This window comes from Sphaerisporangium album (assembly GCF_003323745.1).
GTDB classification, from domain to species: Bacteria; Actinomycetota; Actinomycetes; order Streptosporangiales; family Streptosporangiaceae; genus Sphaerisporangium; species Sphaerisporangium album.
Map to the genome: position 1 here is coordinate 1 of NZ_QOIL01000015.1, position 14,972 is coordinate 14,972.

Genomic DNA, 14,972 nt, shown 5'->3' on the forward strand with positions numbered 1-14,972 from the left:
CTGACCATCCACCGGGAGATCGACCTGGCCACTCACCGGGATTTCCGGTGACCACACCAGGAATTTTGATGGCCACCAGCCGGGAGAAATCTGGCCGCTCAACTGGAGAACGGCGTGTCCGCTAGCAGCGAAGCCGCGCGTCGCGGCGGCTCACGTGTCATGGCCGTCGTTTTCGGTCACCGTGCACAGGCGCGACGTCCGGGGTGAAAGGCCTCGCGGTACGGCCGGGCATGTGGAAGAAGACGCGGCGGGGCGTCGATGCAAGATTTTCCTGATGCTGTTTCCCCGGGGTCTGTTCGGCGTGCAGTCAGGGAGCCCGCTCGGGGCCGTCACGTGACTCGGAAAAATCGATGCTGAATCGACGACGTGGAGATCGTCTCCTGACCGGAACTGTCAATTCCTCGGATGTGTGAGGTCGTCATCGCTCTCCGAGACGGGGGCCGATCCGGGGTTTCGGAGATCTGAGGCGGTCGCGGCCGTCGGAGCGTCAGCGCGGCGCCGCGCTGTGAACTGCGACGGGGCCGCGACCGTCCGTGTTCTGGGGGCTCGGACGTGACCGAGCATGCCGGAAATTTCGGGAAAGTACTTGCCAGTCCGGTCATAGGAGGTCTTTCCTATTCTCTGATCCCCCCGGAGAGTCTTCGGCGGCCTGTCGGGGAGAGCGCACAGGCTGTCACGTTGCCAGGGGAGACGGGGAAGACATGTTCAATCGACGACGCTTGCTTGCCTTGGGGGCGATCACGGGCGGGGCCATGGTGCTTCCGTTCACCAAGCTCCCGGCGCTCGCCGACGATCCGGCGATACCGCGGGGCAGGCAGGACCTGATCCCCCGCCGGGCGCGGGCGGGGACGCGGGCGGCGGTGACACCCTTCTCGGTACGGATGCCGATCCCGCCGGTCGCGCAGCCGATGATGTCGGCCGGCGGCCTCGACCTGTACACGATCCCGATCAAGCCGGCGAACGCGGACATCCTGCCCGGGGTGAGGACCCCGGTGCTGACCTTCGGCGGCTCCTTCATCGGCCCGACGATCCGCGCCAGGACCGGGCGGGCGGCCAAGGTCGTGTTCGTGAACCAGCTCGACATGGCGGCGAACGTCCACCTGCACGGCGGGCACGTCGCGGCGGCCGACGACGGCCACCCGATGGACGTGATCGACCCCGGGCGGATGCGGGCGTACAACTACCCGAACAGCCAGCAGGGCGCCACGCTGTGGTACCACGACCACAGTCACCACATGGAGGCCGAGCACGTCTACCGCGGCCTGCACGGCATGTACGTCATCGACGACCCGGCCGAGCGGCACCTGCGCCTGCCCGAGGGTGACTATGACGTGCCGATCCTCCTGCGCAACGCCCAGTTCGACGACGCCGGCGCGCTGGTGTTCGGCAGCCCGTTCGACCGGGCGACGATCCTCGCCAACGGCAGGCCGCAGCCGTACTTCCCGGTCGCGGCGCGCAAGTACCGGTTCCGGCTGCTCAGCGTCGCCAGCGAGTACACCTTCCGCCTCGGCCTCGGCGGCGTGGAGATGAAGCAGATCGGCTCCGACGGCGGCCTGCTGCCCGCGCCGCTGCCGCTGACCGAGCTGGTGCTGGGCACGGCGCAACGGGCGGACATCGTGATCGACTTCTCCCGTTTCGCGATCGGCACACAAATCGTCATGACCGACGCCACCAGCGGGACCCCGGTGCTGCGGTTCGACGTGACCTCACGGGCTTCGGACAACAGCCGCGTGCCGAACACGCTGCGGCCGCTGCCGCCCATGCCGGCCGCCACGGTGGAGCGGGACGTGCGGCTGAGCTTCGACTTCTTCAGCGGCGCGCCCGTGGGACTGGTCAACGGCCTGGCCTACGACCCGAACCGGTCGGACTTCACGGTCAAGCGCGGCAGCACCGAGATCTGGAACGTCTCCAACGGCGACAGCGCGTTCGGCATCCCCCACACCTTCCACATGCACCTGGTGCAGTTCCGGGTGCTGGCCCGCAACGGCGGAGCTCCCTTGCCCCAGGACGCCGGTCTCAAGGACACGATCGAGCTACCCCCGAACAGCACCGCCCGCGTCCAGGCGACCTTCACCGACTACCTCGGCCGCTACGCCTACCACTGCCACTATCTGGAACACTCCACCCTCGGCATGATGGCCCAGATGGAGATCGTCCCCTGACCCACGCGGCCGACACGGCCGGCTCGGTGCGTCCAACGGCCACCGAGCCGGCCGTTCACACCCTCGCCGTCGGCGCCTCGTTCAGAGTCTTTCGATCTCGGTCAGGTCGATGTCGATCTCGAACGGGTCGGAGAGTTGCAGCTTGTCCTGGTAGACGCCCGGCTCTCCGTAGGCGCCCGTGGCCCGGTCCAGTTCGTAGGTGTAGACGATCGCCGAACCCGCGTCCTCTTCGACTCGCCAGAAGTGAGGGATCCCGGCCTCGGCGTACAGGGTGGGCTTGCGCTGGCGGTCACGTACTTCCGACTCCGGGCTGACGACCTCGACGGCGAGCAGGACATCGGACGCCCGGTAGGCCGTGACGCGGAGCCCTAGATCGGCGCTGGCGCGGATTATGGTGATGTCCGGTTCTGGACGTTGCCTTGGTCCGAGGATGACACTCATCTCGCGGCGGACGCGGAACTCGGACGGTACGTACCTGCGCAGTCCTACTTCGAGAATCGTGGTGATCAGCGCATGGAAGGAAGCTTGCGGGCTCACAAGGACCAAGCTTCCATCGATCAACTCTGTGTGTGCAGGCAAATCCGGAAAGTGATCGAGGTCTTCCGCCTTGAACCCCTCTGGCGGCGGAATCAGCCAGTCGGGAAGCTGGGGGTCTGTCATGATTTCGCTCCGGACCTGGACTGTCATGGCTTCACGGTAGCAATCGCACCCGCTTCTCCAGGTGACTTTCCCCGTACCGGGGCGACGGAACGCGATCGGCCGATCACGGTACGGCCCCTCCGTCGCGCTCGGGTCCCGGGCGTCGCCGTGAAGATCACCACGAGGCCCGGAACGCCCGGAGCTACGAGGCGCGGCGGCCCGCCGTCTGCGGGGGGGACTCGCCGGGGCCCGCGGTGCGTTGCGGGGGGACCACCGGGGTCGGGCGGACCAGGCCGAGGGCGACGACCTCGTTGGCCAGCCGGGTGCGGCGGTTGATGCCCTCCGGGATGCGGAACTTCTGGTACAGGCGCAGCAGGTGCTGCTTGACTGCGGCCTCGGTCACCACGAGGTCGTCGGCGATCTCGCGCGCGGTCGCCGGCGCCACGAAGGCCTCGTCCGACAGCGCGGGGCGGCACAGGGACGTCAGCACGTCGACCTCGCGCCGGGTGAGCTCGGGCGCGGCGGCCCGGCGCAGCTCGACCTCGGGCGCGAAGTCCTCCCTGGGCACGCCGCCCACCCTGCACCGGGCGGCGCCGAAGGACACGACGTCGCCGTCGTCAAGGACCCTCCGGGCGATCGGCCTGCCGTTCACCCGTGTGCCGTTGCGGGACAGGCCCAGGTCAACGACATAAAGGTAAGGTCCACGGCGGACGAACTCGGCGTGCAACCGTGACACGCTCGGATCGGCCAGCCTGACGTCGACGCCTCGGCCTCGGCCGATCGTCGTCACTTCGGGGCGCAACGGGACGACCTCACCGGTGTCCTCGACGCGTATGAACGGCCCCTCCACGGCAGTTCCTCCCCAGGTAGCCCGCCGTTACTTCCGCTACAGCTCCGGCTTACCCAAACGAGGGGTTGGGGAATCGCCTTTGCCATAACGAGAATCAATGCAGAAATTGGTCTGGACCTCCTCGGCCGGTTTTACCTGCTCACAGGTAGACTTCGGACGAAGATAAGCGGAGGAAACAACACATGGCGGACAACCCCACCAAAGGTCTCGCCGATGTCGTCGCCGCGTCCACAGCGCTGAGCGACATCGACGGCAAAGCCGGTCGCCTCTTCTACCGCGGCTACGACATCCACGACCTAGCCGGGCGTACGAGCTTCGAAGAGACCGCGCACCTGCTCCAGCACGGCACGCTCCCCACGCGTAAGCAGCTCGCCGACTACGGGGCGGAACTCGTCCGGGGTCGGGCGCTGGGAGATCTCGTCCAGGCCAACATCGCCGAGATCGCCGAGAAGCAGGCGCCCATGGAGGCGCTGCGCACCCTGGTGTCCCTGGCCGGAGCCGAGGACGCCGACAAGGACTCCAACGCGGCCGACGCCAACCTGCGCAAGGCGGCGCGCCTGACGGCACAGCAGCCCCTGCTCGTCGCGCGGTACCACGGCGCGCGCACCGGTGTCACCCCCCGGGAAGCGGACCCGTCGATGAGCATCGCGGCGAACTTCCTGATGCAGATCACCGGCCAGGACCCGGACCCGCGCGCGGTCGAGATCTTCGACGCGTGCCTCGTCCTGCACGCCGACCACACCATGAACGCGTCCACCTTCGCCGCCCGCGTCTGCGCGGCGACGCTGTCGGACATGCACTCGGCGATCGTGGCGGCGATCGGCACGCTGAAGGGCCCGCTGCACGGCGGCGCCAACGAGCAGGTGATGCGCACGCTGGAGAGCATCCCCGCAGGCGGCGTGGCCGCGGCCGTGCGCGAGAAGCTGTCGCGCGGCGAGAAGATCATGGGATTCGGCCACCGGGTCTACAAGACCGAGGACCCGCGGGCGACTCACCTGCGCAAGATGTCGCGCGAGTTGTCCGAGGCGAGCGGGGACGACACCTACTATCGGATGTCGAAGGAGATGGAAGAGGTCGTCTTCGCGGAGAAGGGGCTGTACCCGAACGTCGATTTCTACGCGGCGACGGTCTACCACTACCTCGGCATACCGACGGACCTGTTCACTCCGGTGTTCTCGGTCAGCAGGATGTCCGGCTGGACGGCTCACGTGATCGAGCAGCACGCCGACAACCGGCTGATCCGCCCGGACAGCGAGTACATCGGAGAGCGTGACCAGAAGTGGACACCGATTGACGAACGGTAAGGCATGGGGGCCGTACCTGCTCACAGTGCTGGGTGCGGCCTTCGGCCTCGGCGCGATCGCGATGGGCCTGCCCGCGTGGGCGGGCTCGTTGATCGTGGCCTGTTCGGTGCTCGCGGGCGCCGTCCTGCGGTTGATCGTCCCCGGTGAGGGCGACAACCTGCTCGCCGTGCGCAGCAGGCGCACCGACGCCGTGATCTCCGGCGTCCTCGGCCTCGCGCTTGGCGTGGTCGCCGTCAGTGTCGCCGTGCAGTGGATCATGGGTAGGCAGTAAGCCGGATTTGCCCGGTCCGGTAGCCTCAACCGGCGTGTCTCCACGAAAGACCGGTTGGCCGGCCTAGTCGTAAGAAGTTGTGAGAAGGGGAACCCCAAGCATGCCCAAGATCAAGGTAGCGGGTCCCGTCGTCGAACTCGACGGCGACGAGATGACCCGGATCATCTGGAAGTTCATCAAGGACCAGTTGATCCTGCCCTACCTCGACGTCGACCTCAAGTACTACGACCTGGGGATCGAGCACCGCGACGCGACCGACGACCAGGTGACGATCGACGCCGCGAACGCCATCAAGCAGTACGGCGTGGGGGTGAAGTGCGCCACCATCACCCCGGACGAGGCGCGGGTCGAGGAGTTCGGCCTCAAGAAGATGTGGCGGTCGCCGAACGGCACCATCCGCAACATCCTCGGCGGCGTCATCTTCCGCGAGCCGATCATCATGTCGAACGTGCCGAGGCTCGTGCCCGGCTGGACCAAGCCGATCGTCGTCGGCCGTCACGCCTTCGGCGACCAGTACCGCGCCACCGACCTCAAGATCCCGGGCGAGGGCACGCTGACCCTGACGTTCACCCCCAAGGACGGCTCCGAGCCCATCGAGCTGGACGTCTACGACTTCCCCGGCTCCGGCGTCGCGCTGGCGATGTACAACCTGGACGAGTCGATCCGCGACTTCGCCCGCGCCTCCATGCGGTACGGCCTGGCCCGCAACTACCCGGTCTACCTCTCGACGAAGAACACGATCCTCAAGGCCTACGACGGCCGGTTCAAGGACATCTTCGCCGAGGTCTTCGAGACCGAGTTCAAGGCCGAGTTCGAGGCCGCCGGCATCACCTACGAGCACCGGCTGATCGACGACATGGTCGCCGCCTCGCTCAAGTGGGAGGGCGGCTACGTCTGGGCCTGCAAGAACTACGACGGTGACGTGCAGTCCGACACCGTCGCCCAGGGCTTCGGGTCGCTCGGCCTGATGACCTCGGTCCTCATGTCCCCCGACGGCCGCACGGTCGAGGCCGAGGCCGCGCACGGCACGGTCACGCGCCACTACCGCGAGCACCAGAAGGGCAACCCGACCTCCACCAACCCGATCGCCTCGATCTTCGCCTGGACCCGCGGCCTCGCCCACCGGGGCAAGCTGGACGACCAGCCCGAGGTGACCGCGTTCGCCGAGGCGCTGGAGCAGGTCTGCGTCGAGACCGTCGAGGGCGGTCAGATGACCAAGGACCTCGCCCTGCTCGTGGGCGGCGACGCCAAGTGGCTCACCACCCAGGACTTCCTGGCCGCGCTGGACGAGAACCTCAAGAAGAAGATGGCCGGCTGACCTTCCGGGCCACCGCGTGAAGGGCCGCCCGCCGGCGTACCGGCGGGCGGCCCTTGGCGTCTCCGGACCGCCCTGGTGACCCCCATATCTCGGCCGGTATCTCGGCGGGACGACACGCGAGGTCACGGCGTGGTCTCGGCCCCCTGTAAAGCCACCAAGGGGTCGTAAAGTTCTCATGGTCGACACTTGACGAAAACAACGGGACGGGGAATGCCGGAAATCGGGCCGCTCGAACGGGGAGACCCCCGGCAGCTGGGCCCTTTCGAACTCGCGGGGCGCATCGGGGAAGGCGGTCAGGGGGTCGTCTACCTGGGCGAGGACGCCGCGGGTGAGCGTGCGGCGGTCAAGCTGCTGCACGTCAAGTTCAGCGGCGACCGCACGGCCAGGTCGCGCTTCGCGCGCGAGCTCAAGGCCGCCGAGCGGGTGGCCTCGTTCTGCACGGCCCGCGTCCTCGCCGCCGATCTGGACGGCGACACCCCGTACATCGCCAGCGAGTACATCGACGGCCGGTCGCTGCGCGACACCGTCGAGACCTCGGGCCCGATCTCGGGCAGCGCGCTGGAGCGGCTCGCGGTGGGCACGGCGACGGCGCTGACGGCCATCCACCACGCGGGCATCGTGCACCGCGACTTCAAGCCCGACAACGTGCTGATGGCCGCCGACGGGCCGCGCGTGGTGGACTTCGGCATCGCCCGCATCCTCGACTCGACGGGGACGATCACCAGCAGGGCCGTCGGCACGCCCGCCTACATGGCGCCCGAGCAGATCTCGGGCGGCGAGGTCGGCCCGGCCGCCGACGTCTTCGCCTGGGCGGCGACGATCGCGTTCGCGGCCACCGGCGAGGTGCCGTTCGGCGGCAACTCGATCGCCGTGGTGCTGAACCGCGTGCTCAACCACGACGTCGACGTCAGCGCCCTGCCCGACCCGCTGCGCGGCGTGGTGCGCTCCTGCCTGAGCAAGACGCCCGCCGAGCGCCCGACGGCCGACCGCATCCTGCTGCGCCTCCTCGGCCACCCCGAGGAGGCCGGCGCGTCCACCGCCGTCCTGAGCCAGGGCGCCGAGCTGGCCGCCCGCGAGACGGCCGGGCGCACGCTGCTGTCGGGCGTGTGGGCCCGGCGGGGGACGTCACGGGACACGGTGGGGAACGGCGGCTCGGCCCCACCGCCGCCGGAGCGGGTGGACGTCACGCCACGACAGGAGCCGCCGAAGCGGTCGCGCGCCGGGCGGTGGGTCGCCGCGGCGGTCGCGGTGGCAGTCCTGGCGGGCGGCGGCGCCATGGCCGTACGGCGATGGGGGCCCGAGCTGGGCCTGACCGTCCCGGGCCCGTCGAAGACCACGACGAAGGCGAGCACGCCCGCCGTCGTCCCGACGACGCCCCGGACCTTCTCCTCGGTCGTGGACAAGGCGGCCGAGACGCACAAGCTGACCATCGCCATGCGCAACCTGCTGCCCGGGATCGCGCTCAGCGACGGCGGCGCCTGGCGCGGGTTCGAGGTCGAGCTCGGCACCTACATCGCCCGCCAGCTCGGCGTCCCCGCGAGCGGCGTCACCTTCCGCGAGTCCAGCACGGACCGGCGGGTGCCGATGCTGGAGGCCGGCGAGGCCGACCTCGTGATCGCGACCTACTCGGTCAACGACGACGACCGGGTGACCTTCGCCGGGCCGTACTACACCGCGCACGTGGACGTGCTGGTCCGTGACGGGGACCCCTATACCAAGATCGAGGACCTCAAGGGCCGCAACCTCTGCGCCCCCGCGACGAACGTCTCGATCGGCATGGTGCAGGACGAGGTCAAGGTGCGGCTGGTGTCCGCCCACACCTACGCCGACTGCATGAACATGCTCAAAGAGGGCAAGGTCGACGCCGTCCCCGGAGACGACCTGCTGCTGGCGGGCTTCGCCGACCGCGAGAACATCCGGTACCGAGTGCTCGGCGCCAGGCTCTCCGACGAGCGGTACGCCGTGGCGATCAAGCGGGGGGACACGCGGACGTGCAAGGCCGTCCGGGGCGCCATCGCCCGGTTCTACGCCGACGGGACGGCCAAGGCGCTGCTCAGGAAGTACTTCTCCAAGGTGCGCTTCACGCCCGAGACGACGATGCCCGCGCCGGTGAGCTGCGGCTGATCACCCGCCGGCGGGGCCGGAGGCCTCGGTCCCGCCGGCCTCGGCGGCCCTGGCGGCGGGGACGATCTCCCTCGCCCGGACGGAGGCGGTGCGCGAACTTTGCCCTCCTGTGGGGTTGACCTGGACGGGGAGACGCGTGTCGGGCGGGCGGGGCGCGAGCCCCACGGCGTTGAATTGACCACGAACGCTTGGGGGTCGCACAGCAATGGGTCTGTTCTCGACGGGAGTCGCCGCCGGTCTCGTCCTCTTCCTCGTCACCGGGGTCACCGCGGCCCCGGTGGTGGTGAACACCTCGTCCCGGCACGTGTCCCGCATCTGGGGAGGAGCCGACCTTTCGGTGCGCATGACCGCCTCCCCGCGCGTCGCCCAGCCGGGGCAGTGGCTGTCGTACGAGGTGCGGGTGCGCAACGCCGGGCCGGGGGACGCCGTCCTGCCCCTGCTCACGATCAGGATGCCGGCCGAGGTCGAGATCGCCGCGGTGAACGTCGCGAGCTGCCGGCCGGGGACGTCCAGGCACGTCAGGAACGAGGTGGTGTGCCCCTCACCCGTGGACGTCCGGGCGGGCGGCACCGGCGCGGTGACCGTACTCGGGCTGGTCCGGCCGGGCGCCCGGGGGCCGCTGCGCGCGTCCGCCGTCCTGTCCTCCGAGGTGGTCGACGAGAACGAGGCCGACAACCGCGCCGAGGCCGTCACGCAGGTCGACGAGGGCGCCGACCTGGCCGTGCGCCTCTCGCCCGCCCACGGCAAGGCCCGGCCGGGGCAGCGCTTCACGGTCAGGGCCGCCGTGAGCAACAAGGGCCCGCGTCAGGTGCGCGACGCGCGGGTGTACTTCACCGAGCGCGGGGCGCGGTTCCTGTCGGCCCGGGGCGGACGTTGCTCCGCGCGGCACGGGAAGGTCGGCTGCGCGCTGCGCCCGATCAGGTCGGGGGCGGGCGGGACGCTCAGCCTGGTGTTCCGGGTGCCGCGCCGCGGGACGGGCGAGGTGGCCACGGAGGCGACGGTCTACTCGGCGCGGCTCGGGGACCGGCGGCCGGACAACAACCAGGCCCGCATGCGGGTCTCCCTGGGCCGCGGCTGACCCGTCCGCGCGCTACGCGGGTTCGCCCTTGTCGAGCCGTCCGCCCTATGCCGGGGACGGGGAGGACACCGGGGCGACCGGCGACACCGGCGCCTTGGACGGCGGCGGGTACCCGGGGTAGGTGGGAGGCGGGTACGTGTACCACGGAGGCGGCGGCGGATAGCCGGGCGGCGGCCACGGTGGGGGATACCCCGGCGGCGGGTAGCCCGGGGGTGGCGGGTAGCCCGGGGGCGGAGGCGGCGGATACCCGGGAGGCGGGTAGCCGGGCGGGTACCCCGATGGGTAGCTCGATGGGTAGCTCGACGGGTGGTCCGACGGAGCCCTGTACGGTACGGGGGAGTACGAGCAGGACTGGCCGCCCGTCTGGACGGGCGGCCGAGCCGTGGCGAACACCGCGCCCGCGGCGGCCAGCCCCGCGCCGAGGAGGATGAGGGCCACGAGCCCGGCCTTCGTCGCGACGGGTGGGAAGCGTCGTCCTGCGGGGATCACGGGGGAACCCCATCACAGTTCGCGCACCGGAATGCCGGGTTCGCGCGGAGTGATTTGCTTTCGCAACCACCTGGTCAGCGGGTGAGGGCGGACCAGGCGTCGGTGACGATGGTGCGCAGGCCGGTGTGCTCGGCCTCCCAGCCCAGCTCGCGCCGGATGCGCTCGGAGGACGCCACGAGCACGGCGGGGTCGCCGGGACGGCGCTCGGCCAACTCGGCGGGGATCGCGTGCCCGGTCACCTCGCGGCAGACCTCCAGCACCTCCCGCACCGAGAAGCCCGTGCCGCTGCCGAGGTTGTAGACGGTGTGCGTGCCGGGACGGCAGGCGTCCAGGGCCAGCAGGTGGGCCCGCGCCAGGTCGGTGATGTGGATGTAGTCCCGCACGCAGGTGCCGTCAGGGGTGGGGTAGTCGGTGCCGAAGACGCTCACCGAGGGACGCCGGCCGAGCGCGACGGCGAGCACGTTCGGGATGAGGTGCGTCTCGACGGCGTGCCGCTCGGCGTACACGCGCCCGTCGGCGGCGGTGTGGGCGCCGGCCACGTTGAAGTAGCGCAGGCTGACGGCCCCGAGGTCGTGCAGGCCCGCGTACGCCGTCAGCGTCGTGTCGACCGCGAGCTTGGAGGCGCCGTAGGGGTTGGTCGGGCGGGTGGGCGCGGTCTCGACGATGGGCGTGCTCTCGGGCTCGCCGTAGGTGGCCGCGGTGGAGGAGAAGACCATGCGCCGCACGCCGTTCTCGCGCATGGCGTCCAGCAGGGCCAGCGCGCCGCCGAGGTTGCCCTCCCAGTAGAGGCCGGGCTTCTGCACCGACTCGCCGACCAGCGACCGCGCGGCGAAGTGCAGCACGCCGTCGAAGGCGGGGGAGAGCACCTTGCCCGCCTCGGTGATCGAGCCCTCGACGAAGGACGCGCCGGGCGGGACCGCGTCGGCGTGACCGGTGGAGAGGTCGTCCAGGACGGTAACCTCGTGACCTGCCTCGACGAGCTGGGCGGCCACGGCGCTTCCGATGTAGCCCGCGCCCCCGGTGACGAGCAACTTCACGTGTCTGGTCCTTCCCGTTTGATTATGTTTGATGATGTTTGAAAGTGTATGGCCATTGGTCAGCTTACGCACCTCCGGACACGGGCGGCAGGGGCTCCAGCGGGTACGCTGACAGATCATCATGTGAGTCTCGTGTGAACGGACATCGATCGACGTGCACAACGTCGCGGCTAATATCGTTCTCGTCCTGGTCTTCGTGCTGATCGGCGGGTTCTTCGCGGCGGCCGAGATGGCCATGGTCTCGCTGCGTGAGAGCCAGGTCCGCAGGCTGGCGGAAGAGGGGCGGCGCGGCGCGCGCGTCGCCAAGCTGGCCCGCGACCCCAACCGCTTCCTGTCCGCCGTGCAGATCGGCATGACCGTCGCCACCGTCCTGTCCGCCGCCGTCGGCGCGGACACCCTCGCGGGGCAGCTCGAACCGCTCCTGACCGGGTCCTGGCTGCCCGCGCCCACCGCGCGCCCGCTGTCGCTGGTCGTGGTCACCCTCGCCATCTCCTACGTCACGCTCGTGCTCGGCGAGCTCGCCCCCAAGCGCTTCGCCCGCCAGCGCGCCGAAGGGCTGTCCCTGCTGGTGGCGCCCTTCCTGGACCGCATGGCCGCGCTATCCCGGCCGGTGATCTGGGTGTTGTCCAAGTCGACCGACGGCATCGTGCGGCTGCTCGGCGGCAACCCCCACGCCGACCGCGCCGCGATGACGACCGAGGAACTGCGCGACATGGTCGTCGGCCACCAGGAGCTCACCAAGGACGAGCGGGACCTCATCGACGAGGTCTTCACCGCGGGCAAGCGCCACCTGCGCGAGGTGATGCTGCCGCGCACCGAGGTGGAGTTCATGGCCGCCGACACGCCCCTCGCCGAGGCCGCGATCCTGGCCGCGGCCATGCCGCACTCCCGCTTCCCCGTCTACCGCGACTCCTACGATGACATCGTCGGGTTCGTCCACGTCCGCGACCTGCTGGACCCGGTGCTCACCGGGCGCATCGAGCCGATCAGCGAGCTGGTGCCGATCAGGCCGGTCAAGCTGCTGCCCGCCAGCAAGCGGGTGCTGGCCACGCTCACCGAGATGCGCGACGACGGGCAGCACCTGGCCATCGTCGTGGACGAGTACGGCGGCACCGCCGGCATCGTCACCATGGAGGACCTGGTCGAGCAGCTCACCGGCGACATCCGCGACGAGTACGACGCCGACGGGCAGTCCGTGCGCCTCGTGGCGGGCGAGATCGAGATCGAGGGCCTGACCAACCTGGAGGACTTCGCGGGCGAGACCGGCATCCGGCTCCAGGAAGGGCCGTACGAGACGCTCGGCGGCTACATCATGGCCGCGCTCGGCCGCCTGCCCGAGACGGGGGAGCGGGTGGAGGGGCCCGGGTACACGCTGGTGGTCACCGAGATGGACGGCCGCCGGGTGGCCCGGGTGCGGGTGATCAGACGGATGGTGCCCGCCGACTCACCGGAGCCCGCCGACGGCTGAGGAACCGCGACCCCGGCGTGCGCCGACCGTGCGGACGGTGCCCACCGCGACCGTGCCGACCGTGCCGACCGTGCCGGCCGCATCGGCCGCACAGACCGTGTCGGGGGTGCCGTCCGCGTCACACGGCGCCCCCGGATCCTGACACAATTGTGTGCTATGGCCAGACCTCGTGTTCTCTCCGGCATCCAGCCCACCGCCGACTCCTTCCACCTCGGCAACTTCCTCGGTGCCGTGCGTCAGTGGGTCGAGATGCAGGAGACCCACGAAAACTTCATCTTCATCGCCGACCTGCACGCGATCACGGTGCACCCCGCGCCCGCCGAGCTGCGGCGCCGCACCCGCGTCTCGGCCGCCCAGCTCTTCGCCGCCGGCATCGACCCCGAGCGCAGCACGCTGTTCGTGCAGAGCCACATCCGTGAGCACAGCGAGCTGGCCTGGATCCTCATCTGCCAGACCGGAATGGGCGAGGCCGCCCGCATGACGCAGTTCAAGGACAAGTCGGCCAAGTACGGCGAGAGCTCCGCCGGGGTGGGCCTGTTCACCTATCCGATCCTCCAGGCGGCCGACATCCTGATCTACCAGGCCGACCAGGTGCCGGTGGGCGCGGACCAGAAGCAGCACATCGAGCTCACCCGCGACCTCGCCCAGCGGTTCAACAGCCGGTACGGCGAGACGTTCACCGTCCCGGCGCCCTACATCCTGAAGGAGGTCGAGCGCATCGCCGACCTCCAGGACCCGCTGGCCAAGATGTCCAAGTCGTCCTCCAGCCCGCAGGGCATCCTGGACGTGCTGGAGGAGCCGGGCCCGCTGCGCAAGAAGATCATGCGCGCGGTGACCGACACCGGGTCCGAGGTGGTCGCCGACGAGGAGAACAAGCCGGGCGTCACCAACCTGCTGCGCATCCAGTCGGTGCTGACCGGCACCTCGATCGCCGATCTCGAGAAGCGGTACGCGGGCCAGGGCTACGGCACGTTCAAGAAGGACGTCGCCGAGGTCGTCGTCGACGCCTTCGCGCCGATCCGCGAGCGCACCGAGAAGCTCCTGGCGGACGAGGCCGAGCTCGACCGGCTGCTCGCCGTCGGCGCCCGCCGCGCCTCGGCGATCGCGCGCCAGACCATGGAGGCGGTACGCGAGCGCGTCGGGTTCCTTCCCCAGCTCTGAGCCGATCTTCTCGCGGCCTTCATGACGTTCTTGGGCAGGAACGTCTTGAAGGTCCGGGGCCGCATTTCTTCCTCGTTCCATGACGATGCCTGTCCGCATACCGTACGCCTGCTGGGTAGGTGGCCAGGATGGGAAGCGTGTGGGCCCGGCTCATGCGGCGCGTCGACGCCGTCAAAGAGTGGGGCAGGATCCGGACGGAGCTGTTGCGCGTCCGCTGGCCCTGGCTCGACCATCTGATCCGCACGTTCCACCGCTACCAGAGCCTGCGGGGCGACCGGCTGGCGGGCGCGGTGACGTACTTCGCGTTCCTGTCGTTCTTCCCGCTCATGGCGCTGGCCTTCGCCGTGTTCGGGTACTTCCTCGCGGTGAACCCGCACGCGCTGAGCACCCTGGAGGCCGCCGTCAACCGGCAGCTTCCCGGGCTGGCCGGCCAGCTCCAGATCAAGCGGCTCGCCGAGGCCCGCGCAGGCGCCGGGCTCATCGGCCTGCTGGGCCTGGCCTACGCGGGCATCGGGGCCGTGGACGCGCTGCGCGACGCCCTGCACGAGATCTGCGTGAGCTGCGAGCCCCCGATGAACTGGTTCGTGGCCCGGCTGCGCGATCTCGCGGCGCTGCTGATGATCGGCCTCACGCTCGTGCTGTCGGTGCTGGTGGGCGGCTTCGCCGTGCAGGCCACGGGGACGGTCCTCGGCTGGTTCGGCGCGCAGGGCTCGCTGCTCGCGACCGTGCTGGTGCGGACGGCCGGTGTGCTGCTCGGCGTCGGCGCGGACATGCTGGTGTTCCTGATCATCCTGGCCTGGCTGGCCAGGATCCGTAAGCCGTGGCGGTACCTGCTCAAGGGCGCCCTGCTGGGCGCGATCGGCTTCGGCGTGCTCAAGCAGGTCGCGTCGCTCCTGCTCGCGCACACGCTGTCCAACCCGATCTACGGGGCCTTCGCGGTGGTCGTCGGCCTGCTCATCTGGATCAACCTGTCCGTGCGCTGGGCGCTGTACGTCGCGGCGTGGACGTCCACCGCCGATGGCGCCCCGCCGCCCGAGCCCACGCCGGCCCCGGCCAGCGGGTACGTGTGAC

Annotated in this window: 13 protein-coding genes; 9 read left to right on the forward strand and 4 right to left on the reverse strand. The window is 70.1% G+C overall.

Annotated features, from left to right (window positions below; genetic code table 11):
• Positions 1-752 precede the first annotated feature (752 nt).
• Entirely contained in the window at positions 753-2,162 is a 1,410-nt protein-coding gene (locus DQ384_RS24980) for a multicopper oxidase family protein (protein WP_245966759.1), read from the forward strand.
• Positions 2,163-2,243: 81 nt separating this feature from the next.
• On the opposite strand, the gene DQ384_RS24985 is transcribed toward DQ384_RS24980, so the two are convergent.
• Positions 2,244-2,849, reverse strand: a complete 606-nt coding sequence (locus DQ384_RS24985) for a Uma2 family endonuclease (protein WP_245966760.1) — start codon at positions 2,847-2,849, stop codon at positions 2,244-2,246.
• 154 nt (positions 2,850-3,003) lie between these two features.
• Positions 3,004-3,651 carry an FHA domain-containing protein gene (locus tag DQ384_RS24990; protein ID WP_114031322.1) on the reverse strand — a complete coding sequence of 216 codons (648 nt, stop codon included), beginning with the start codon at positions 3,649-3,651 and terminating at the stop codon, positions 3,004-3,006.
• Positions 3,652-3,833: 182 nt separating this feature from the next.
• Between DQ384_RS24990 and DQ384_RS24995 the strand changes: the two genes are divergently transcribed.
• The 5 genes from DQ384_RS24995 (at position 3,834) to DQ384_RS25015 (ending at position 9,746) form a co-directional block, all read left to right on the forward strand.
• Positions 3,834-4,955, forward strand: coding sequence for a citrate/2-methylcitrate synthase (locus tag DQ384_RS24995; RefSeq protein WP_114031323.1), 1,122 nt, complete (start codon positions 3,834-3,836; stop codon positions 4,953-4,955).
• A complete protein-coding gene (locus DQ384_RS25000; RefSeq protein ID WP_147268886.1) occupies positions 4,942-5,226 on the forward strand; it encodes a DUF3017 domain-containing protein in 285 nt (94 codons plus the stop codon). Before DQ384_RS24995 ends, DQ384_RS25000 begins: the two co-directional genes overlap by 14 nt.
• 100 nt (positions 5,227-5,326) lie before the next feature.
• Complete coding sequence (locus DQ384_RS25005; protein WP_114031325.1) at positions 5,327-6,544, forward strand: NADP-dependent isocitrate dehydrogenase; 1,218 nt, start codon at positions 5,327-5,329, stop codon at positions 6,542-6,544.
• Between the two features lie 210 nt (positions 6,545-6,754).
• Positions 6,755-8,668, forward strand: a complete 1,914-nt coding sequence (locus tag DQ384_RS25010) for a serine/threonine-protein kinase (protein WP_114031326.1) — start codon at positions 6,755-6,757, stop codon at positions 8,666-8,668.
• A gap of 205 nt (positions 8,669-8,873) precedes the next feature.
• The gene (locus tag DQ384_RS25015) at positions 8,874-9,746 is read left to right on the forward strand and encodes a COG1361 family protein (RefSeq protein WP_114031327.1); all 873 of its coding nucleotides are present in this window, start codon (positions 8,874-8,876) and stop codon (positions 9,744-9,746) included.
• A 45-nt stretch (positions 9,747-9,791) separates the two neighbouring features.
• Here the strand turns inward: DQ384_RS25015 and DQ384_RS25020 are convergent, their stop codons facing one another.
• Entirely contained in the window at positions 9,792-10,184 is a 393-nt protein-coding gene (locus DQ384_RS25020) for a hypothetical protein (RefSeq protein ID WP_114031328.1), read from the reverse strand.
• Positions 10,185-10,309: 125 nt separating this feature from the next.
• Positions 10,310-11,272, reverse strand: coding sequence for a UDP-glucose 4-epimerase GalE (galE, locus tag DQ384_RS25025; RefSeq protein ID WP_114031329.1), 963 nt, complete (start codon positions 11,270-11,272; stop codon positions 10,310-10,312).
• 154 nt (positions 11,273-11,426) lie between these two features.
• Between galE and DQ384_RS25030 the strand changes: the two genes are divergently transcribed.
• The 3 genes from DQ384_RS25030 to DQ384_RS25040 all read left to right on the forward strand — a co-directional run bounded on the left by DQ384_RS25030 (position 11,427) and on the right by DQ384_RS25040 (position 14,971).
• Entirely contained in the window at positions 11,427-12,740 is a 1,314-nt protein-coding gene (locus tag DQ384_RS25030; protein WP_114031330.1) for a hemolysin family protein, read from the forward strand.
• Between the two features lie 156 nt (positions 12,741-12,896).
• Positions 12,897-13,901, forward strand: a complete 1,005-nt coding sequence (trpS, locus tag DQ384_RS25035) for a tryptophan--tRNA ligase (protein ID WP_114031331.1) — start codon at positions 12,897-12,899, stop codon at positions 13,899-13,901.
• Between the two features lie 128 nt (positions 13,902-14,029).
• Positions 14,030-14,971: a YihY/virulence factor BrkB family protein gene (locus DQ384_RS25040; protein ID WP_245966761.1), complete on the forward strand. Its 942-nt coding sequence runs from the start codon at positions 14,030-14,032 to the stop codon at positions 14,969-14,971.
• Position 14,972: the final 1 nt, after the last annotated feature.

What these genes read in the sequence shown, in the direction of transcription:
- DQ384_RS24980 (WP_245966759.1), top strand. Translation starts at nt 753, where the DNA reads ATGGTGCTTCCGTTCACCAAGCTCCCGGCGCTCGCCGACGATCCGGCG.
- DQ384_RS25040 (WP_245966761.1), top strand. Translation starts at nt 14,030, where the DNA reads ATGGGAAGCGTGTGGGCCCGGCTCATGCGGCGCGTCGACGCCGTCAAA.
- trpS (WP_114031331.1), top strand. Translation starts at nt 12,897, where the DNA reads ATGGCCAGACCTCGTGTTCTCTCCGGCATCCAGCCCACCGCCGACTCC.
- DQ384_RS25015 (WP_114031327.1), top strand. Translation starts at nt 8,874, where the DNA reads ATGGGTCTGTTCTCGACGGGAGTCGCCGCCGGTCTCGTCCTCTTCCTC.
- DQ384_RS25005 (WP_114031325.1), top strand. Translation starts at nt 5,327, where the DNA reads ATGCCCAAGATCAAGGTAGCGGGTCCCGTCGTCGAACTCGACGGCGAC.
- DQ384_RS25010 (WP_114031326.1), top strand. Translation starts at nt 6,755, where the DNA reads ATGCCGGAAATCGGGCCGCTCGAACGGGGAGACCCCCGGCAGCTGGGC.
- DQ384_RS24995 (WP_114031323.1), top strand. Translation starts at nt 3,834, where the DNA reads ATGGCGGACAACCCCACCAAAGGTCTCGCCGATGTCGTCGCCGCGTCC.
- DQ384_RS24985 (WP_245966760.1), bottom strand. Translation starts at nt 2,849, where the DNA reads ATGACAGTCCAGGTCCGGAGCGAAATCATGACAGACCCCCAGCTTCCC.